This window comes from Lentzea fradiae (genome assembly GCF_900100955.1).
GTDB classification, from domain to species: domain Bacteria; phylum Actinomycetota; class Actinomycetes; order Mycobacteriales; family Pseudonocardiaceae; genus Lentzea; species Lentzea fradiae.
Map to the genome: position 1 here is coordinate 218,883 of NZ_FNCC01000002.1, position 19,470 is coordinate 238,352.

The 19,470-nt window shown below is 71.8% G+C and carries 18 protein-coding genes; 12 read left to right on the forward strand and 6 right to left on the reverse strand.

Annotation, left to right across the window (positions count from 1 at the left end; genetic code table 11):
* Positions 1-175: 175 nt before the first annotated feature.
* From BLT23_RS05020 to BLT23_RS05035, 4 genes are read left to right on the forward strand one after another with little or no spacing between them, the layout of a single operon-like run.
* Positions 176-793, forward strand: coding sequence for a M15 family metallopeptidase (locus BLT23_RS05020; protein WP_090046118.1), 618 nt, complete (start codon positions 176-178; stop codon positions 791-793).
* On the forward strand, positions 778-1,884 hold the full coding sequence (gene alr, locus BLT23_RS05025) for an alanine racemase (protein ID WP_245743632.1): 1,107 nt from the start codon (positions 778-780) through the stop codon (positions 1,882-1,884). Before BLT23_RS05020 ends, alr begins: the two co-directional genes overlap by 16 nt.
* On the forward strand, positions 1,881-2,834 hold the full coding sequence (locus BLT23_RS05030) for a D-alanine--D-alanine ligase family protein (protein ID WP_090046119.1): 954 nt from the start codon (positions 1,881-1,883) through the stop codon (positions 2,832-2,834). The genes alr and BLT23_RS05030 overlap by 4 nt, the downstream gene beginning before the upstream one ends.
* Positions 2,831-3,832: an acyltransferase family protein gene (locus tag BLT23_RS05035; RefSeq protein ID WP_143035824.1), complete on the forward strand. Its 1,002-nt coding sequence runs from the start codon at positions 2,831-2,833 to the stop codon at positions 3,830-3,832. Before BLT23_RS05030 ends, BLT23_RS05035 begins: the two co-directional genes overlap by 4 nt.
* Positions 3,833-3,848: 16 nt before the next feature.
* On the opposite strand, the gene BLT23_RS05040 is transcribed toward BLT23_RS05035, so the two are convergent.
* Both BLT23_RS05040 and BLT23_RS05045 read right to left on the reverse strand, forming a co-directional pair.
* Positions 3,849-6,026, reverse strand: a complete 2,178-nt coding sequence (locus BLT23_RS05040) for an FtsK/SpoIIIE domain-containing protein (protein ID WP_090046121.1) — start codon at positions 6,024-6,026, stop codon at positions 3,849-3,851.
* Entirely contained in the window at positions 6,023-7,489 is a 1,467-nt protein-coding gene (locus BLT23_RS05045; protein WP_090046123.1) for a type VII secretion protein EccC, read from the reverse strand. The genes BLT23_RS05040 and BLT23_RS05045 overlap by 4 nt, the downstream gene beginning before the upstream one ends.
* An 88-nt stretch (positions 7,490-7,577) precedes the next feature.
* On the opposite strand from BLT23_RS05045, the gene BLT23_RS05050 reads away from it, so the two are divergent.
* Positions 7,578-7,925 carry a sterol carrier family protein gene (locus tag BLT23_RS05050; protein ID WP_425434354.1) on the forward strand — a complete coding sequence of 116 codons (348 nt, stop codon included), beginning with the start codon at positions 7,578-7,580 and terminating at the stop codon, positions 7,923-7,925.
* A 261-nt stretch (positions 7,926-8,186) separates the two neighbouring features.
* Here the strand turns inward: BLT23_RS05050 and BLT23_RS05055 are convergent, their stop codons facing one another.
* Positions 8,187-10,151 carry an alpha/beta hydrolase gene (locus BLT23_RS05055; RefSeq protein ID WP_090046126.1) on the reverse strand — a complete coding sequence of 655 codons (1,965 nt, stop codon included), beginning with the start codon at positions 10,149-10,151 and terminating at the stop codon, positions 8,187-8,189.
* A complete protein-coding gene (locus tag BLT23_RS05060) occupies positions 10,148-10,507 on the reverse strand; it encodes a type VII secretion target (protein ID WP_245743635.1) in 360 nt (119 codons plus the stop codon). Before BLT23_RS05060 ends, BLT23_RS05055 begins: the two co-directional genes overlap by 4 nt.
* A 66-nt stretch (positions 10,508-10,573) precedes the next feature.
* On the opposite strand from BLT23_RS05060, the gene BLT23_RS05065 reads away from it, so the two are divergent.
* The 5 genes from BLT23_RS05065 (at position 10,574) to arfB (ending at position 14,984) form a co-directional block, all read left to right on the forward strand.
* Positions 10,574-11,320 carry a maleylpyruvate isomerase N-terminal domain-containing protein gene (locus BLT23_RS05065; RefSeq protein WP_245743639.1) on the forward strand — a complete coding sequence of 249 codons (747 nt, stop codon included), beginning with the start codon at positions 10,574-10,576 and terminating at the stop codon, positions 11,318-11,320.
* Positions 11,320-11,661, forward strand: a complete 342-nt coding sequence (locus BLT23_RS05070; RefSeq protein ID WP_090046128.1) for a hypothetical protein — start codon at positions 11,320-11,322, stop codon at positions 11,659-11,661. Before BLT23_RS05065 ends, BLT23_RS05070 begins: the two co-directional genes overlap by 1 nt.
* Before the next feature lie 143 nt (positions 11,662-11,804).
* Positions 11,805-13,310 (forward strand): amidophosphoribosyltransferase, encoded by a 1,506-nt coding sequence (gene purF, locus BLT23_RS05075; RefSeq protein WP_090046130.1) that lies wholly within the window; start codon positions 11,805-11,807, stop codon positions 13,308-13,310.
* A 49-nt stretch (positions 13,311-13,359) separates the two neighbouring features.
* Positions 13,360-14,421, forward strand: a complete 1,062-nt coding sequence (gene purM / locus BLT23_RS05080) for a phosphoribosylformylglycinamidine cyclo-ligase (protein WP_090046132.1) — start codon at positions 13,360-13,362, stop codon at positions 14,419-14,421.
* A 140-nt stretch (positions 14,422-14,561) separates the two neighbouring features.
* Positions 14,562-14,984: an alternative ribosome rescue aminoacyl-tRNA hydrolase ArfB gene (arfB, locus tag BLT23_RS05085; RefSeq protein WP_090046861.1), complete on the forward strand. Its 423-nt coding sequence runs from the start codon at positions 14,562-14,564 to the stop codon at positions 14,982-14,984.
* A gap of 12 nt (positions 14,985-14,996) precedes the next feature.
* Here arfB and BLT23_RS05090 read toward each other — a convergent pair whose 3' ends face one another.
* Positions 14,997-16,490, reverse strand: a complete 1,494-nt coding sequence (locus BLT23_RS05090) for a CoA-acylating methylmalonate-semialdehyde dehydrogenase (RefSeq protein ID WP_090046133.1) — start codon at positions 16,488-16,490, stop codon at positions 14,997-14,999.
* The gene (locus tag BLT23_RS05095; RefSeq protein ID WP_090046863.1) at positions 16,487-17,488 is read right to left on the reverse strand and encodes a LacI family DNA-binding transcriptional regulator; all 1,002 of its coding nucleotides are present in this window, start codon (positions 17,486-17,488) and stop codon (positions 16,487-16,489) included. The genes BLT23_RS05090 and BLT23_RS05095 overlap by 4 nt, the downstream gene beginning before the upstream one ends.
* 112 nt (positions 17,489-17,600) lie before the next feature.
* On the opposite strand from BLT23_RS05095, the gene BLT23_RS05100 reads away from it, so the two are divergent.
* Both BLT23_RS05100 and BLT23_RS05105 read left to right on the forward strand, forming a co-directional pair.
* Positions 17,601-18,596: a Gfo/Idh/MocA family protein gene (locus BLT23_RS05100; protein WP_090046135.1), complete on the forward strand. Its 996-nt coding sequence runs from the start codon at positions 17,601-17,603 to the stop codon at positions 18,594-18,596.
* Positions 18,597-18,598: 2 nt separating this feature from the next.
* Positions 18,599-19,459 carry a TIM barrel protein gene (locus BLT23_RS05105; RefSeq protein WP_090046137.1) on the forward strand — a complete coding sequence of 287 codons (861 nt, stop codon included), beginning with the start codon at positions 18,599-18,601 and terminating at the stop codon, positions 19,457-19,459.
* The last annotated feature ends 11 nt before the right edge of the window (positions 19,460-19,470 follow it).

Sequence of the window (19,470 nt, forward strand, 5' to 3'; positions counted from 1 at the left end):
GTTGCCTCAGGCAGAACCGCAGGTCAGGCGGCTGCTGATCGGGACGCGGTGATGGTCTACCGCCGAGTGGACTAAGCCCATGGGATGATGACCTCCACCGGGAATCGGCCATTAGGCTCGCCCGCATGGCCTCGAGGACGAGTCCGTCGTGGACACATTTCCCTAGGTTGGCCGCATGACTATCCTGCTGGCCGATCCCGTCGTCCACGCCGTACCGGTGCTGGACAACGGAGAACCCCTGGTGCCACTGGACTTCGCGCCGGGCGTGCTGGTCAGGGAGGGGCTTTCGCGACGCCTCGACGTCGCCCGCGCGCTGCTGCCGTCCGGTGTGGACCTCCGGGTGGCGGAAGGACACCGCAGCATCGCCGACCAGAACGCGATCATCGAGCGGTACACCGCCGAGCTGCGCGAGCTCCACCCCGCCGCCGACGCCGCCGAGCTCGGCCGGCTGTCCAGCCGGTTCGTGGCCCCGCTGGCCGTCGCGCCGCACGTCGCGGGCGCCGCCGTCGACCTGACCCTGGTGGGCCCGTCCGGCGAGGACCTGTGGATGGGCACCGAGATCGACGACACCCCCGAGGACAGCGGTGGCAGGTGCTTCTTCGCCGCCGAGGTCGACGAGGAGGCCAGGCGCAACCGCGAGGTGCTGGCCGCCGCGCTGGGGTCCGCCGGGCTGGTGAACTACCCCACGGAGTGGTGGCACTGGTCCTGGGGCGACCGCTACTGGGCGCTGCTGACCGGCGCGGACCACGCCGTCTACGGACCAGTGGAGGTGCCTGCGTGGGCACGCCCGTGAGGAGCCTGCGCCACGCCTCGGCGGCACCCGAGCTTTCGATCGACCTGGCGGCGGTGGGCGCCAACACGCGGAAGTTCGTGTCGCTGGCCCGCGGTGAGGTGATGGCCGTGGTGAAGGCAGACGGCTTCGGGCACGGTCTCGGCGACGTCGCCCGCACGGCCGTCGCGAACGGCGCCACCTGGATCGGCGTCACCTCGCTCGCCGAGGGCGTGCTGGTGCGCGAGTCCGGTGTGGACGTTCCGGTGCTCAGCTGGCTCAACCCCGTGGACGTGGACGTGCACACCGCCGTCCGGTACGGCATCGACCTGAGCGTGCCGAGCCTCGAACACCTCGCGGCCGTCGAGCACGGCCCGGTGCGGGTGCACCTGCAGCTCGACACCGGGCTCGCGCGTGACGGCGCCGCGCCGGAGACCTGGCTGGCGCTGATGTCGGCCGCCCGCAAGGCGGAGATCGCCGGGAAGGTCTCGGTCGTCGGCGTGATGGGACATCTCCCGTGCGCCGACACACCGGGGGCGAACGCACCCGGCAGGCGGGCCCTGCTGCGCGGCGCCGAGATGGCGCGCCAGGCCGGGCTGCGGCCGTCGGTGCGGCACCTCGCGGCCACGAGCGCCGCGCTGACCGACCCGAGCGCCCACCTGGACGTCGTCCGGATCGGCGCGGGACTGGTCGGCATCGACCCGTCCGGCACCACCCGGCTGCACTCCGCGCTGCGGTACACGGCGCCGGTGGTGCAGGTGCGGCGGGTCGCCGCCGGGACCGGGGTCGGGTACGGCCACACGTACGTGGCGGACCGCGCGACGACGCTCGCGCTGCTGCCGGTCGGCTACGCGGACGGTCTGCCGCGCGCCGCGTCGGGGCGGGCGGAGGTGTGGCTCGCCGGTCGCCGCAGGAAGGTCGCCGGTCTGGTCTCGATGGACCAGGTGGTGGTCGACGTCGGGGACGACGCGGTGGCGCAGGGGGACGAGGCGGTCGTGTTCGGGCCCGGCGACGAGGGCGAGCCGACCGTGCGGGACTGGGCGGAATGGGCGGGGACGATCCCGCACGAGATCGTGACGGGCATCGGCCCGAGGGTGCGGAGGAACGTTCGATGAGCAGCATCCGCGTCGCCGTGATCGGCGGCGGGCAGAACTGCGAGCACGACGTCTCGGTGGCGTCGGCCGCGTCGGTGCGGCAGGCGCTCGACCCGGCGAGGTACGAGGCCGTGAAGCTCACCATCGGCCGTGACGGCCGGTGGTCAGGTCCGGACGGGCAGGCGTTCGGCACGTCCGCGTCGAGCAGTCTCGCCGGTGCGCTCGGCGTGCTCGCGACCTGCGACGTCGCGTTGCCGCTGGTGCACGGGCCGCTGGGCGAGGACGGCGCGCTGGCGGCGCTGTGCGAGCTGGCCGGGGTGGCGTACGTCGGCTCCCCGCCGCGGGCGGGAGCGCTCGCGATGGACAAGTGGGCGACCAAGCTCGTCGCCGAGGCGGTCGGGGTTCCCACCGCGAAGGCCGCGCTGGTCACCGCGAAGTCCACTGTGGACTACACCGGTCCCGTCGTGGTGAAGCCGGTGGCGGCGGGGTCCAGCTTCGGCGTGGCGCTCGTGGAACGCGAGGAGGACCTCGAACCCGCCGTGCGCAGGGCGCTGGAGCTCGACGACCGCGTGCTGGTCGAGGAGGTCCTGCGGGGCAGGGAGATCGACATCGCCGTGCTCGACGACCCCGACGAGGGCCGCAGGACGGGGCCACCGCTGGAGATCCGGGTCGCCGGGCTCTTCGACACCGAGGTCAAGTACGACGGCAGCGCCGAGTTCGTGATCCCGGCACCGCTCGCGGACACCGAGGTCAAGGCGCTCGAACACGCGGCGCTCGAGGTCTACGAGGCGCTCGGCTGCCGCGGTCTCGCGCGCGTCGACTTCTTCCTCACCGAGGACGGGTTCGTGCTCAACGAGGTCAACACCATGCCGGGGATGACGGCGCAGTCGCAGGTGCCCAAGATGTTCGCGGCCACCGGGCTGTCGTACGCGGACCTGCTGGACAAGCTCGTGCGGGGAGCGACGCGGTGAAGCGGATCGCCGGACTGGACGTCCTGCGCGGCATCGCGATCCTGCTCGTGATGCTGCGCCACGCCTTCCCCGACGTGTTCCCCGGAGCGGGTGTCGTCGGCGTTGTCGTGTTCTTCACCCTGAGCGGCTACCTCATCACCGGTGTCCTGCAACGGGAGTTGCAGACCAAGGGGCGCGTCGACTTCAAGCGGTTCTACACGCGCCGGGCGCGCAGGCTGCTGCCGGCGCTGGTCGCGCTCGTGGCGGTGTTCGCGGTCGTCACGCTGGTGTTCGACCCGTTGGGAGAGCGCGACAAGCTGCTCAGGACGGTGGTCGTGCTGCTCACATTCACCGGCAACCTGCCGATCGGCGGCGTCAGCCCGGCGGCGTTCCACGGCTGGACGCTCGCCACCGAGGAGCAGTTCTACCTGCTGTGGCCCGCTTTGCTCGCGTTCGCGTGGGTGCGGGGCCGCACCGGCGCCGTCCTGGTGCTCACGGCGCTCGCCGCGCTGGGCGCCTGCACGGCGACGCTCATCTGGCTGTGGCCGCACGCCGACAACGCCTACGCGCTGCCCACGTCGTGGTTCGTGTGCTTCGTGATCGGTGCCGCGACCAGGCTCAAGCTGACCTCCGCCCCGCGCTGGGCGGTGCCCGTCGCGCTGGTCGTGCTCACCGCGCTGTCGGTCATCCCGCTGCGCGGCCACCCGCTCACGTACCTCGTCGCGGGTCCCGCGATCGCGTGCTGCACGGCCGTGCTGCTGCTGGTCTGGTCGCGGTGGGAGCAGGTGGCGACGCCGGTCAAGCCGCTGGTCGTGCTGGGCACCCTGTCCTACGGCGCCTACCTGTGGAACTACCCGCTCACGCTGTGGCTGCGGCCGGAGCTGGGCTGGGCCGCCGGTCCGGTCGGGGCCGTGCTCACCGTCGCGGCGGCGTGGCTGAGCTGGCGGTTCGTCGAGGAGCCCGTGATGCGCTGGGGCACCCGGCCGCGCAGGGAACCGGTGGCCGGCGTCGCCGGGTGACGGCACGGCGACCACCTCAGGAGGTCGCGATCCGCACCTGCCGTCCCACCCGCGCGCACAGGCCCGTGCCCGGCCGGTCGGGGAGGTTCGCCTGCCGGCGTTCGTCCACGATCGACCAGGCCGGGTCCGCGAGCTTCAGCTCGACGCCCCACGCGAGGTCGTCGGTGATGAACCCCGGCACCTCCGCCCACGTCGAGGCGGTCACGACCACGTGCCGCGCGTCGGGACGGCCGTGGAGCGGGCCGTCGGCCAGGTGGAAACCGGCGGTGGAGCCGAACGTCCTGGTGATCGACTCGGTCAGCGTCCGCAGCGCGGTCGTGCGGCCGGACCCCGGTTTGCCGACGATCGCGCCGTGCCCGCCCCGCCCGAAGCCCGCGTGGAACACCTCGACGGTGTGCTCGAACGGGTTGTCGAGCAGGCCGAGCGGGACGGAGCCGTGCTCGGCCGAGGTGGAGCCCAGCTCGTCGAGCGTGAGCCGGGACCACTCGTGCAGCGGCGGCGGCAGGAGCGGGTCGTGCAGCGGCTCGACCTTCTGCATGGCGTGCGGGAGCGACCTCGTCCGTTCGCCGAGGTCCGGTGGCAGTGCGACGTTCTCGACGGACCTGCTGATCCGCCGGGTCCAGCCCGAACCGGTGTGCTCGAAGCGGAAGCGCAGGAAGCCGCCGAGCGCGTCGGCCGGTTCCGGGCCGGACAGCAGGAGGTGCTCGCCGCACGTGCGCCCCAGCTCCCCGAACGTCGTCAGCACGCCGAGCAGATCGGGGTGGGCCCGCAGCAGGTCCCGCGGGCTGTCGACGCAGACGAGCAGCTCCGGCAGCGGGTCGAGCGGGGCGCCGTTGTCGCGGGCGAAGCGGTAGTCCCAGGTCGTCCGGTACCCGGACGCCGCGAGGACGCCGGTGCGCCGCTGGTGCTCGCCCTTCAGCGCCTCGACGAGCCGGTCCGCGATCACGGGAGGGATGCCGCGGTAGTGCCCGTGCACGTGCGGCGCCCGGTCGAGCCCGGCGAACACGCCCGAGCCGTGGAAGTCGAGCAGGACGACCTGGAGGTCGTCCGGGGAGTGCCGCAGCAGCTGACCGAGCAGCACCGCGCGCAGCATCTCGGCACGGGCGCCGGTGGGTCCGGTGATCTCGCCGTGCGGCCCCATCCCGTCCTGCAGGCTGGCGGACTTGAGGTCCAGCTCGACCGGCCGGCTGTGCTCGTCCACGCCGACGACCGCCCGGAACTGCTCGCGGACCGGCCGTTTGCGCCACGTCCGCTGCCGGTCGAAGCCGCCGGGGACGCCGTGCAGCGCGAAGAAGCCGGGCACCGGTTCCGGCTCGTGCATCAAGCGCGGCAACGACTTCGCCAGCTCGTCGAGGTCGTCCGGCACGATGCAGGCCGGCACCTCGTGCGGCGCCGACTCGTGCGGGCCGTCGAGCAGCAGCTGCACGCCGGACTTGCCGGTGTCCCGCGCGACGGCTTCGAGGGTGGCGCCGAAGTCCGGGTGCGCCGCGAGGATGTCCCGCAGACCGCTGACGCACACCAGCAGCTGCGGCAGCACCTGGTCGAGGCCGCGGTGGGCGAAGACCGTCCAGGTGTTGCCGACGACCTCCAGGCGGCGTTCCGACTCCGCCAGCAACGCCTCGGTCACCTGCGCGGGATCCGTTGCCACGTCGAGGAAGTGGCTGTGGGCGTGCGGTGCCCGCTCCAGTCCGTCGAACGCGTCGGTGTCGTGCGCGTCGACGAACATCACCTGGAACAGCTTCGGCGAGTGGGTGGTCATCAGGCCCAGCACCAGGCTGCGCAGGGTGTCCCGGCTCGTCGTGTGCAGGTGCGCGCCGATCGGGTACTGCCCGTCGAAGCGGACGAGGTCCACCACCACCCGGTCGCCGTCGTACCCGACCGGGACGCTCGACCAGTCGCCCCGCCACGCCTCGGCCTTGGTGAAGCCGCTCAGGCCGTGCAGTGCGAGGAAGCTCGTCCGCACCCACGGCCGCAGGTGTTCCGGCACCTCGTCCGGGGTGCCGGCGGTGATGACCACCCGGACGTCGTGCCGTGTCGCGAGGATCCACCTGAGCGCCTCGGCGAGACCGGGATCGGTTGCGGCGCAGTGCTTCCAGTCGACCAGCAGCGTCGCGCCGGGTTCGGCCTCGCGTTCGAACCACGGCAGGAAGACGCGGCTGGGCGGTGAGTCGCGGCCCAGGTGGTACGTCCTCACGGCAGGGCGATCTGGACGGCGGTCTTGTCACGCACGGAAAGCCCGATGCCCGGCAGGTGCGGCACGGCCGCCGCGCTGCGCGGGTTGACCAGCGAGGTCGCCGGGTCGTCCAGGCGCAGCTCGACGCCCAGCGCCAGGCTGTCCCTGATGAACGGCGGCACCTGCTCCCACGTGCGTGCGGTGACGACGACGTGCCGTTGCGGGTCGAGAGGTTCGCCGGGACCGTCGAGCAGCTGGAAGGAGCCGAGGTCGCCGAGCACCGCCGCGAGCGTCCGCAGCGCCGTCGACTTGCCGGTGCCGGGTGCGCCGACGATCGCGCCGTGCCGCAGCTCGGCGGTGAACTCCGGCACCAGCACGTCCCGGCGGTGCTCGTACGGCTTGTCGAGCACCCCGATCGCGCCGGGCGGGAGCACGTCGAGCGGTAACGGCTCGCCGTCGTGGCCGAGCGGCGGGAGCAGGATCTCGCGCGCCGTCCCGGCACCGGGCGCGTGCGGCAGGAGGTCGAGCATCTCGTCCAGGTCGAACGTCGGCACGGCGAGCGGCCACTCCGGCAGCTCGTACGGGGTCCGCGGGTCGCCACCGGAGTACAGGACGTGCAGGCCCAGCGTCCGTCCGGCGCGCATGACCGAGAGCAGCACCTCGCGCAACACCGGCTCGCGGTGGAACACCGCCTCGGGCCCGTCGACGCAGACGAGCAGGTCCGGGGCCGGTTCGCCGGTCTTCCGCGCCTCCTGGCGCCTGCCGAGCTCACCGGCCAGCGCGTCCGCCAGGCGCGGCAGCGAGGTGTGGTCCGCCGGGGTGATCATGTGCGCGACCTGCGACGCGAACGACAACGGCTCGAAGACACCGCTGCCGGTGCCGTCCACCAGCAGGTACTGCAGGCGGTCCGCCGAGTGGGTCGCCATGAACCCCAGCAACGCGCACCGCAGCTGCTCGGGGGTGCCCCGGTGCACGGCGCCGCCGATGCCCAGGTTGAAGTCGACGGGCCAGCCGCGGTCGTCCACGCCGATCGTCGCCGTCAGGTCGTCGCGCAGCCACATGTCGCCGAGGTCGGCGTCGATCCCGTGCAGCGCGAGGAAGTCCGTCGGTTCGCCGTGCAGGTGCTTGCGCAGCCGGGGTGGGAGATCAGTCCACTTCCGCGCCGTGACAACGGTTTGCACGCCTCGCGCCGGTCCGAACGCGGCGATCCACTCGACGGTGCGGCCGAGTCCCGGGTCCTGCTGGGCGCACAACGACCAGTCGTCGACCAGCAGCACCGCACCGGTGCGGGCACCGCGCTCGAACCAGTCGAGCAGGGTCCGGCACCCCGACTGGTCGGCGGGGTCGAACGTGGCGGAGACGGGCAACGGGTCGGCGCCGCGGCCGATCCGGTAGACGGCCATGTCCGGCGCTGCCTGCAAAGCCGCCGTCAGCCGCTCCCTGGTCGCCTGCCCGGGACCGACGACGGCGAAGTTCCTGATCACAGCTCAGATATACCAACAGCGCGGGGACGGCCGCTGCCCCTTGGCTAATGTGGGCGGCGTGCCAGCGAAAGCCGTCGACCCCGCCGAGATGCGCGCCGCCGTCGAAGCCGTTCTCCCGTGGCTGCGCGGTGAGGCGGACCAGCCGGAACGTCCCGTGCTGGCCGCCGCGGTCCGGCTGAGCCTGCGCACCCTGGAGCAGATCGCGCCCGGCCGCAGCGTCGAGGTGCGCGTGCCGCCGTTCGCCGCCGTGCAGTGCGTCGAAGGCCCCCGCCACACCCGCGGCACGCCGCCGAACGTGGTGGAGACCGACGCCCGCACGTGGCTGGAGCTGGCGACCGGCGACCTGGGCTGGGAGGACGCCCTGGCCGGTGCGCGGGTGACCGCGTCCGGGACCAGGGCCGACCTCTCACCGCTGCTACCGGTCGTGCGCTTCTAGGCGCTGCGCCAGGAGCTCTGTCTCTCCCCCCGCCACACACCCACCCGCGTGTCACCCGTCCAGCGCTCCCGCCTCCCCAGCGTGACGTGGCTTTAGTACGCGGGGGCCCCGCGTACTGACCACGCGAACGCGGGGGCCCCGCGTGCGGCAGAGGAAACACGGAAGAGAGTTGCGGGCGGAGCGGGGGCGTTACGGACAGTGCTTCTGAAGCATGCCTGGGTCGTCAGCATGCCTGGGGCATCGTGCGCTTTCAGCGCGTTCCTAGAACCACGAGCCGACCTTCTTGATCGCGCCGCCGACGCCCTCGACGACGTCCCGGCCGAGCTCGACCACGTTGCCCACGGTGTCGACGACGACGTCACCGACGTCGCCCGCGACCTCCTTCGTCGTGTTCCAGGCGTGCCCGGCCGCGTCACCCCAGTTGCCCCGCGACACGTCCTCCACGACCTGGCCGCCGCCGCGCCAGAGGTCCTCGCCGATGTCGACGACCTCCTTGCCGGTGTTGACGCCCCAGTCGATGACGGGCCCGATGCCCGGCAGGTTCGACCCCGGCACCTCACGCGGCGTGGGCGCGTCCTGCCAGCGCTGCTCGGTGACGTCGCCGCCGTTGCCGTTGGCGATCTTCGCGAGGTTGCTGAGCGACTCCGACTCCTTGTCGTAGTACGACGAGTGCGCGTGCCCGATCCACGACTCGCCGGACGTGCCGAACGTCTTGGCGCCGAACGAGGAGTCGTAGGGGCCGGTGGACGAGCCGTCCTTGGTGAACCAGTCGCCACTGGTGGCCTGGATGACCGGGTCGTGCTCGGTGCCGCCGACGTAGACGTGCCCGGCACCCGCGGACAGCTGGTCCACGTTCGACGCCCCGACGCCCGGCGAGCCGACGAACACGATGTCGTCCGCCTTGAGGCCGTTGTCCATCGCCGAGTAGCCGACGACCGTGCTGCCGTAGCTGTGCCCGATGACCGTGACGTGCGCGTTGGGGTTCGCGACCCGGTAGCCCTCGACGTCCTGGGCGAGGATCGCGGCGCCCTCGCGGGCCTGCGCGGGGTCGTTCACCTGCCCCGGCAGGAACTCGGGCGCGTCGTAGCCGAGCCACTGGATCGCCGCGCCGTTCGCGCCCATCTCGGCGCTGAGGTTCGCGGCCTGGTCCAAGCCGAAGCTGCTGAGCTTGGACGTGGTGCCCGGCACGCAGACCGCGACGTTGTCGGCCGTGTCCGGGTTGCCGAACGCGACGGCGATCGCGCCCTCCTTGGCACCGGCGCCGTCGGGGCTCCAGGCGAGCACGTACGCGGGCTTGCCGATCTCGCGCGCCTTGTCGTCCGCCTCGACGAGCGCGGCGGCCGCGTCCGTGGAGTTCTTCGCGCGGCGGGACGCCTCGTCGTACTGCTCCAGCAGCCGGGCGCCCTGCGGGTCGTTGCGCAGCGCCCGCTGGCCTTCCGCCGAGTCGGGGTCCACGCCCAGTTCGGCCGCGCGGTCGGCGAGCCGTTGCTGCAGCTCGTTCTTCTGCTGGGTGAAGCGTTCGGCGTCCTGCTTGATCCGCTCGCGGTTGGCCTGGTCCAGCACCGGCGCGGGCAGGCCGCGCAGCTGGCCCAGCTCCTGGAACTTGGTCTTGAGCAGAGCGTCCTTCTCGGCCTGGCTGAGCTTGTTCCACCACTCGGCGACGGCCTTGGGGTCGGTGCCGGGCGGCGGCACGGCGGGCAGCGCCGTCGCGCCCCGCTGGACCGCGCGGGTCCAGCCGCCGTCCGACCGCGCGGACTCCTCGAAGCCGGGCGGGATCTTGGCGAGCGCGCCCGCGTAGGTGCGCAGCACGTTCTCGTACCCGGACTTGACCCTGGTCAGCGCGTCGTTGACCTGGTTGGCGAGCGTGCGCGTCTGCGCCTCGTCCAGGCCCGGCGGGCGGCTGCGCCACACGCTGATCGCCTGGTCGGCCGCGCCGCGCATCTGCCCGTACGCGCGCGAGGCGGCCTGCACGATGTCGACGCCCGCACCGAGGCGGTCACCGGCGGCCCTCGCGGCGGAGACGGACAGCTCGGCGCGCGCCGAGAACTTCGTCGCGGAGTCGCCGGTCCAGTTCGCGACCGCCGTGCTGCCGCCCTTCATGACCGACTGGCCCGCACGGCCCACGGCGCTGATGGCACCGGTGATCGGGTCCGCGGCGGCGGCGATCCGGCCGGGGTCGCCCGAGGCGAGGGGGCGGTAGAGGCTCTCCGGGTCCGTGTAGCTCACTTGCCGTCCCCCAGTCCCTGCATGAGCTTCACCATCGCGGACTCGTGCTCCTCGTCGGTGCGCTGGTAGGTCTCGGCGTTCGACACCAGCCCGTCGGCGGCGTCGGAGATCCACGCGGAACCGCGCTGGAGGTCCTGGGAGTGGGTGCCGACGAACTTCGCGAGCGCGTTCGCGAACTCGGCCGCGGCGTCGACCTGGCCCAGCGCCGAGGCGTCGAGCCTGAGCATCGAGATCATCTCCGCCGCCTCGCGCACCGCGTCGGAGCCGTTGACGAACTCCTTCGACGCGCTGCGCAGCTGTTCGGGCTCAACGCCGAACATCGCCATCGCCACCCCCAAGGTTGGTCTTTGATCCATGCGACGCAGAAGCATCATGGCCGGTTCCCCACTCGGCCGGGTCGCGTTTGGGGCACGATGACGCGCATGGTGCAGACAGGGTGGACGGCTCAGCGGTGGACCGCTGTGTTCATCGAACAGGCAGAGATGTTCCGCAAGGCAGTGGCGGAGGCCGACCCGGCCGCCGAGGTGCCCACGAGGCCGGGCTGGACCGTGCAGGACCTGGTCGTGCACGTCGCCCGCTTCCTGGAGACCTCCACCGTCTACCTGCGCACCGGCAGCCGCACCCAGCTCCAGCCGCCGTCCCCGCCCGCGGGGCTGGCGCCGCTCGAGTACCTGGACCTGCAGCTGACCGCCGCCGCCGAGATCCTCACCGCGGTCCCCGGCAACCGCCCGGCCTGGACGTTCTCCGCCGCCGCCCCCGACCTCGCGTGGGTCTGGCACCGCCGCATCGCCCACGAGACGGTGCTGCGCCGGTTCGACGCGCAGACCGTCGTCCGGCAGGTCGCCGCCACCGACCCGGACCTCTGCGTCGACGGCATCGACGAGGTGCTGACCACGATCGTCGCCGCGAAGCTCGAAGGCGACGTCCCGACCATCGCGCCCGGCACCGCCGTGGTGCGCACGACCGACCTGCCGGAGTCGTGGCTGATCTCGCTGCGGCCGGACGAGGCCCCCGAGATCCGCGCCGCCGCCCCCGGCGAGGAGGGCGACGCGCAGGTCACCGGGGAGGCCGAACTCGTCTACTTCTGGCTGTGGAACCGGATGAACCTCAAGGAGATGTCCGGCGACCAGCGGGTGCTGGACATCCTCCAGGTCGGGCGGGGGCACTGATGCGCAAGGTCGCCGCCGTCCTGCTGGCCTGCCTCGCGGTGGCGGGCTGCGCCTCCGACTGGCAGGAGCAGGTCACCTACGAGGTCGTCGAGGTCTACGACTACAAGATGGCCCCCAGCTCCGAACCGGAGAAGCGGGTCAGGCTGAAGCTCTCCGGCGACGCTCCGAGCGGCGTGCTGTCGAAGGACTCGCTGGCCTCGCAGGCCGTCGCGCTGTCCGACATCGGCGGCGGTGACGTGGCGGCCGGCGACACCGTCACGTGCACCGCGAAGCAGCACTCGTCGGGCGCGGTGCAGACCAACGAGATCAAGACCGAGCTGAGCGGGTGCCGCAGGGCCTGACGGGCCTGGTGGCCCTCATGCCTTCGTCCTGCGGCCGAAGGCATGAGTTTGGTCACCCTGCCAGGGGTTCGATGGGGGTCTACCACGGGGGGCTCCACTTACACTCGGGGTGCAGCAACCCCACTCGTGAGGGAGCCAACTCGGTGGTCGCCGACCATTCCCAGCCCGAACAGGAACCCCGTGAGGAGTGCGGCGTCTTCGGCGTCTGGGCTCCCGGTGAAGACGTCTCGAAGCTCACCTACTACGGCCTCTACGCACTGCAGCACCGCGGTCAGGAGGCGGCGGGCATCTCCGTCGGCGACGGCTCGCAGGTCGTCGTGTTCAAGGACCTCGGCCTCGTCAGCCAGGTCTTCGACGAACAGGTCCTGCAGTCGCTCAAGGGCCACGTGGCCGTCGGGCACTGCCGCTACTCGACGACCGGGTCCACGACCTGGGAGAACGCGCAGCCCACGTTCCGCACCACCGCCGCGGGCTCCGGCCTGAGCCTCGGCCACAACGGCAACCTGGTGAACACCGCCGAGCTGCTGGAGAAGGCCAAGGAGCTCGGCATCGTCGAGCGCAACGGCGCCACCACGGACTCGGACATCCTCTGCGGCCTGCTCGCGCACTCCGCGGCCGACAAGGGCATCGAGCAGGCCGCGCTGGAGCTGCTCCCGCTCGTCCGCGGCGCCTACTGCCTCACGTTCTCCGACGAGAGCACCCTCTACGCCGCCCGCGATCCGCACGGCGTGCGCCCGCTGGTGCTCGGCCGGCTCGAACGGGGCTGGGTCGTGGCCAGCGAGACCGCCGCGCTCGACATCGTCGGCGCGAGCTTCGTCCGCGAGGTCGAGCCCGGCGAGCTGATCGCCATCGACGAGGACGGCCTGCGGTCCAGCCGGTTCGCGACGCCCGAGCCCAAGGGCTGCGTCTTCGAGTACGTCTACCTGGCCCGTCCGGACACGACGATCTCCGGCCGCGGCGTGCACGCCACCCGCGTCGAGATCGGCCGCCGGCTCGCCAAGGAGCACCCGGTCGAGGCCGACCTGGTGATCCCGGTGCCGGAGTCCGGCACGCCCGCCGCCATCGGCTACGCGCAGGCCAGCGGCATCCCGTACGGGTCGGGCCTGGTCAAGAACGCCTACGTCGGCCGGACGTTCATCCAGCCGTCGCAGACCATCCGCCAGCTCGGCATCCGGTTGAAGCTCAACCCGTTGCGCGACGTCATCCGCGGCAAGCGCCTGGTCGTCGTGGACGACTCGATCGTGCGCGGCAACACCCAGCGCGCACTCGTGCGCATGCTGCGCGAGGCCGGTGCGCTCGAGGTGCACGTGCGGATCGCGTCGCCGCCCGTGAAGTGGCCGTGCTTCTACGGCATCGACTTCGCCTCGCGGGCGGAGCTCATCGCCAACGGCCTGGACGACGACGGCATCCGCCGGTCGGTCGGCGCCGACTCGCTGGGCTACGTGTCGCTGGAGCAGCTCATCGCGGCGACCGAGCAGCCCAAGACGCGGCTGTGCTCGGCCTGCTTCGACGGCGAGTACCCCATCGAGCTGCCGCAGGACGCGCTCATCGGCAAGCACCTGCTGGAGGGCCTGAAGGGCGTCTCGGGCTCGGCCGCTCCCGTTCTGCCGAACGGATATGGTGCCGAGGACGCCCTGCGTCGTCCCTAGTCCCGGGTACGTCCCTGAGCACCCCCAGATCCAAGTGGAAGAAGTTGACGTGACCGACAGCGCCAAGGCCACCTACGCCTCCGCCGGAGTCAGTATCGCCGCAGGTGACGAGGCGGTGGAGAAGCTGAAGCCGTGGGCGGCGAAGGCGCACCGCCCCGAGGTGCTCGGCGGCATCGGCGGCTTCGCGGGTCTCTTCCAGCTCAAGCTCGACCGCTGGAAGGAGCCGGTCCTCGCGTCCTCGACCGACGGCGTCGGCACGAAGATCGCGATCGCCCAGGCGCTCGACAAGCACGACACCATCGGCGTCGACCTGGTCGCCATGATCGTGGACGACCTGGTCGTCTGCGGCGCGGAGCCGTTGTTCGTGCAGGACTACATCGCCGTCGGCAAGGTCGTCCCCGACAAGATCGCGGCGCTGGTCAAGGGCATCGCCGAGGGCTGCGTCCAGGCGGGCTGCGCGCTGCTCGGCGGCGAGACGGCCGAGCACCCCGGCCTGATGGGCGAGGACGACTACGACATCTCCGGCACCGGCGTCGGCGTGGTCGAGCAGTCGAAGCTGCTCGGCCCCGACCGCGTCCGCGACGGCGACGTCGTGATCGCGATGGGCTCGTCCGGCCTGCACTCCAACGGCTACTCGCTCGCCAGGCACGTGCTGCTGGAGATCGCGCGGATGCCGCTGGAGGGCCACGTCGAGGAGTTCGGCCGCACCCTCGGCGAGGAGCTGCTGGAGCCCACCAAGATCTACGCCAAGGACTGCCTCGCGCTGATCGCCGAGACGGAGGTCCGCGGGTTCTCGCACGTCACCGGTGGCGGCCTGGCCGCGAACCTGGCCCGCGTGCTCCCCGACGGCCTGCACGCCCAGCTCGACCGCGGCACGTGGACGCCCGCGCCGGTCTTCCAGCTCATCGCCCAGCGCGGGCGCGTGGAGCGCGAGGAGATGGAGAAGGCGTTCAACATGGGCGTCGGCATGGTCGCCGTCGTCGCACCCGAGGACGTCGACCGCGCGCTGGCCGTCCTCACCGCCCGCCACGTCCCCGCGTGGGTGCTGGGCGAGATCACCAGGTCCGAGGAGGGCGGCGCCGCCCTCCTCGGCGACCACCCGCGCTTCTGAGGCAGCCTCCCGGCCCGGTCGCCGCGTACTCAGCGGCGACCGAGGGGGGGCAGTTGGACCGGGACCGCGAGTTCGCGGAGTTCGTCGACGCCCTGATAAAGATCGCGACACTTCCGGGCTCACCTTCTAACCTGGACAGCATGGACGACGTGACCGTGACGAGGACGCTGGTGCTGCCGGCGTCCGAGCTGCGCGAACGTTTCTCCAGGTCAGGCGGCCCAGGAGGGCAGGGCGTGAACACGGCGGACAGCCGCGTCGAGCTCTCGTTCGACGTGGCCGCCTCGCCGTCGATCCCCGAGCACCTGAAGGCCAGGATGCTCGACCGCCTGGGCAACCGCCTCGTCGACGGCGTCCTCACGATCGCCGCCTCCGAGCACCGCGCCCAGCTGCAGAACCGCGCCGCCGCACGGGAACGCCTCGCCGCGGTCCTGCGGGCGGCGGCCGCCCCGCCACCTCCGATGCGCAAGCCGACCAAGCCCACCAGGGGCTCGAAGGAACGCCGGATCGCGGGCAAGAAGCGCCGCGCGGAGACCAAGCGCGGCCGGTCGGGCTCTTGGGACTGACGCCACGGACTGTCAGCCGTGCGTCGGGAACCCGAGGTTCACGCCGTGCTGCTGCGGCCACCGGGCCGTGATCGCCTTGGCCCGCGTGTAGAACCGCACCCCCTCGGCCCCGTGCACGTGCGTGTCCCCGAACAGCGAGTCCTTCCACCCGCCGAACGAGTAGTAGGCCATCGGCACGGGGATCGGCACGTTGATGCCGACCATCCCGACGTGCACCCGCCGCTGGTACTCGCGCGCCGCCAGCCCGTCCCCGGTGTAGATCGCCGTGCCGTTGCCGTACGGGTTGGCGTTGACCAGTGCCAGGGCCTCCTCGAACGTCTCGGCGCGCACGACGCACAGCACCGGGCCGAAGATCTCGTCGGTGTAGATCGTCATGTCGGGCGTGACGTGGTCGAACAACGTGGGCGCGAGCCAGAACCCGCCCTCCGCACCGACAGGCGCATACCCACGACCGTCGACGACCAACGACGCCCCCGCCGATTCACCGGCGTCCACATAGGACAAAACCCGGTCCCGGTGCGCGCCGGTCACCAGCGGCCCCATCTGTGCGGACGGGTCGGTGCCCGGCAGCACCGCGGAGTGCAGGTCGCGGGTGCGGGACGCGATCTTCGAGACCAGCTCGTCGCCGGTCGCGCCCACCGACACGACGACGGAGATCGCCATGCAGCGCTCGCCCGCGGAGCCGTAACCAGCCGAAACAGCTGCGTCGGCGGCCACGTCGAGGTCGGCGTCCGGGAGGACGACCATGTGGTTCTTGGCGCCGCCGAGGGCCTGCACGCGTTTGCCCGCCGCCGTGCCGCGTGAGTAGACGTGCTTGGCGATCGGGGTCGAGCCGACGAACGACGCGGCGGCGACGTCCGGGTGGTCGAGCAGGGCGTTCACGGCGAAGGCGTCGCCTTGCAGGACGTTCAGCACGCCGTCGGGCAGGCCGGCCTCCTGGAACAGCTCGGCCAGCCGGACGGACGCCGACGGGTCGCGTTCGGAGGGCTTCAGGACGAACGTGTTGCCGCACGCGATGGCGATGGGGAACATCCACATCGGCACCATCACGGGGAAGTTGAACGGCGTGATGCCCGCGACCACGCCCAGCGGCTGGCGCACCGAGTACGCGTCCACGCCGCGCGAGACCTGTTCGGAGTGCTCGCCCTTCAGCAGTTGCGGGATGCCGCAGGCGAACTCGACCACTTCCAGGCCGCGTTGCACTTCGCCGGCCGCGTCGGAGAGCACCTTGCCGTGCTCGGACGTGATGATCGCGGCCAGTTCGTCGCGCGCCTCGTGCAGCAGGTGGCGGTAGGCGAACAGGATGCGCGACCTCGTGGCCAGCGACGACTCCGACCACGACTGCGCCGCCTTCAGCGACGACGAGACGGCCAGGTCGACGTCGGCCTGTTCGGCCAGCACGACCTGTGCGGCGACGGTGCCGGTGGCCGGGTTGAAGACGTCGGCGGTGCGGGACGACACCCCGGTGGTCCGGGCGCCGTCGATCCAGTGCGGGATGGTGCTCAACGCAAGCCTCCAGGTGGTGCTGTCGTGGTCCTGACGACGAGCGACGGGGTCAGCAGGTGGCGGACGGGCTCGGCGCGGTCGTCGCGAACCCGGTGCAGCAGAGCGGAAGCGGCCAGTCGTCCGAACTCGGCGCGCGGCTGGTCGACGGTGGTCAGCGAGACGTGCCGCAGCGCGGCCAGCGACGTGTTGTCGTAGCCGACGACGGAGATGTCCTCGGGGACACGAAGTCCGGCGTCCTCCAACGCCGAGATCGCGCCGACGGCGTTGAAGTCGTTGCAGGAGAAGATGGCTGTGGGCAAATCGTCCTCGGCGAGCAACCGGCGGATCGCCCGCGCCCCGGCCACGTCGGTGTACTCGGATGTCACGACCTGCGGGGCCAGCCCGTGCGACTCCATGGCGGCGACGTAGCCGCGACGGCGTGGCCCGGCCTGTGAGCCCTCGCCGCCGTCGAGGTGCGCGATTCGACTGTGTCCCAACGAGACCAAGTGCTCGACGGCCAGTCGTGCGCCCACCTCGCCGTCGTCGTTCACGGTGTCCACAGTGGATATACGAGACGATCGGGCCACGAGGACCACGGGAAGCTGGTCGGCGGCCTTGCCGATGGATGTCGCGGGCACGACGGGCGACAGCAGGATCAGCCCGGCGGGACGGAAGGACAGCAGGGACTCCAGCGCACGGCGTTCGCGTGCGGGTGAGCGGCCACCGGTGTTGATGATCAGCTCGAACCCCTGCTGGTGCGCGACCTCGTCGATGCCGTCGACGACCTCCGCGAAGAACGAGTTGTGCAGGTCGGACACCATCACGCCGAGCACGGTGGACGTGCGCGAGGCCAGGGAGCGCGCCATCGCGTGCGGCGAGTAGCCCAGTTCCTCCGCGGCCTTCAGGACGGCGCTGCGTCGCTGCTCGCTCACCTTGGGTGACCCGCGCATCACCAGTGAGACGAGGGCGCGGGACACGCCCGCGCGCAGCGCGACGTCCTCCATCGTCGGCCTGACCATCTCCGAACCCACCTGCCCTCTTGACACCTGTGTGGCGCAAGTTACAGGGTTAGAGCGCTCCAACCAATAGAGCGCTCTAACACATCACAGCCACGAACAGGGGAAACCTGCGATGCGGATCGGAGTAGCGGGTGTCGGCCGGATCGGCACCATGCATGCGACCAACCTCGCCGGGCTCGACCGCGTCGACGAGGTCCTCCTCTTCGACCCGGTGCCCGGTCGTGCCGCGCAGGCGTCGGCCGGGCTTCCCGGGACCAAGGCGGTGGACGACCTGGACGTGCTGCTGGGCAGCGTCGACGGCGTGCTGCTCGCCACCCCGACGGATACGCACCCGCAGATGCTGCGCGCCGCGATCGGGCGGGGTGTGCCGACGCTGTGCGAGAAGCCGATCGCGAGCGACGTCGACGAGATGGCGGCGCTGGTCGCGGACGTCGAGAAGTCCGGCGTCGAGGTGCTGGTGGGCTTCCAGCGCCGGTTCGACCCGGCGATCCACGAGCTGAACCGCCGCATCCGCGCGGGCGAGGTCGGCGACATCTACCTGGTCAGGGCCATCGGCAACGACGCGAACCCGCCGGACTTCTCCTACCTGCCCGGCTCCGGCGGCATCTTCCGCGACCTGCTGATCCACGACCTCGACTGCGTGCCGTGGCTCGTCGGCGAACCGGTCGTGGAGGTCTACGCGAGCGGGTCCGTGCTGGTGCACCAGGCGTTCGCGGACGCCGACGACGTGGACAACGCCGTGGTGGTGCTGAAGTTCGCGGGCGGCGCGCACGCCACGCTGGCCGGCGGGCGGCACGACCCGGTCGGCTACGACCACCGCATCGAGGTGCTGGGCAGCAAGGACTCGCTGGCCGCCGGTGTCGACCCGCGCACGCCGCTCACCTCGCTCGAACCCGGCGGGCACGTGGCAGGCGAGGACGCCTACCCCGGTTTCCCGGAGCGCTTCCACCGCGCGTACGTGAACGAGATGAACCTGTTCACGCAGGTCATCAGGGGAGAGGTCGCGAATCCCTCGCCGGCGCGAGAGAGTTTGATCAGCCTCCGGCTGGCCGTCGCGTGCGAGAGGTCGCGGCGCAGCGGCAAGCCGGTGAACATCGAGGGGAACTAGGCATGGCGAAGATCGCGGGAGCTCCGATCTCGTGGGGTGTGTGCGAGGTCCCCGGCTGGGGTGACGTCCTGCCGCCGGAGACGGTGCTGAGCGAGATGCGCGAGCTCGGCCTGGCCGCCACCGAACTGGGTCCGCCCGACTACCTGCCCGCCGACCCCGGTGCGTTGAAGGCGTTGCTGAGCGGCCACGACCTCACGCTGGTCGGTGGCTTCCTCGCGGTGACCTTGCACACGGACGTCCAGTCCACCTTGGACGAGGCCGACCGCGTGGCCGGGATCCTGAAGGCCGGTGGCGCCGAGGTGCTCGTGCTCGCCGCCGCCACCGGGCTCGACGGCTACGACGACAGGCCACAGCTGACGGACGACGAGTGGACCACGCTCGTCACCACCTGCGCGAAGATCCGCGAGATCGCCGCGAGGCACGGACTGCGGACCGTGCTGCACCCGCACGTGGGCACCCACGTCGAACGGGAGGCCGAGGTCGAACGGTTCCTCGTGGACTCCGACCTCCAGCTCTGCCTGGACACCGGTCACCTGCTCATCGGTGGCACGGACCCGGTCGAGCTGGCGCGCCGCCACCCGGACCGCATCGGCCACGTGCACCTCAAGGACGTGCGCGCCGAGATCGCGGCGAAGGTGCGCGGCGGCGAGCTCTCGTACACCGACGCGGTGGGGCAGGGCATCTACGTGCCGCTGGGGGACGGCGACGTGGACGTGGAAGCACTGGTGCGGCTCGTGCAGGATGCGGGTTACACCGGATGGTTCGTCCTGGAGCAGGACACACAGCTCAAGGACGGGGGTTCTGTGGACAAGCCACTGAAGGACACCTCGCGCAGCCTCGCGCACCTCGGAAAGATCCTCTGAAGGGACTGGAG

Coding starts and splice junctions, on each gene's coding strand:
- BLT23_RS05060 (WP_245743635.1), bottom strand. CDS start 10,507: ATGGATCAAAGACCAACCTTGGGGGTGGCGATGGCGATGTTCGGCGTT.
- arfB (WP_090046861.1), top strand. CDS start 14,562: ATGGACGACGTGACCGTGACGAGGACGCTGGTGCTGCCGGCGTCCGAG.
- BLT23_RS05065 (WP_245743639.1), top strand. CDS start 10,574: ATGGTGCAGACAGGGTGGACGGCTCAGCGGTGGACCGCTGTGTTCATC.
- BLT23_RS05100 (WP_090046135.1), top strand. CDS start 17,601: ATGCGGATCGGAGTAGCGGGTGTCGGCCGGATCGGCACCATGCATGCG.
- BLT23_RS05070 (WP_090046128.1), top strand. CDS start 11,320: ATGCGCAAGGTCGCCGCCGTCCTGCTGGCCTGCCTCGCGGTGGCGGGC.
- BLT23_RS05095 (WP_090046863.1), bottom strand. CDS start 17,488: ATGGTCAGGCCGACGATGGAGGACGTCGCGCTGCGCGCGGGCGTGTCC.
- BLT23_RS05105 (WP_090046137.1), top strand. CDS start 18,599: ATGGCGAAGATCGCGGGAGCTCCGATCTCGTGGGGTGTGTGCGAGGTC.
- BLT23_RS05020 (WP_090046118.1), top strand. CDS start 176: ATGACTATCCTGCTGGCCGATCCCGTCGTCCACGCCGTACCGGTGCTG.
- BLT23_RS05050 (WP_425434354.1), top strand. CDS start 7,578: ATGCGCGCCGCCGTCGAAGCCGTTCTCCCGTGGCTGCGCGGTGAGGCG.
- BLT23_RS05030 (WP_090046119.1), top strand. CDS start 1,881: ATGAGCAGCATCCGCGTCGCCGTGATCGGCGGCGGGCAGAACTGCGAG.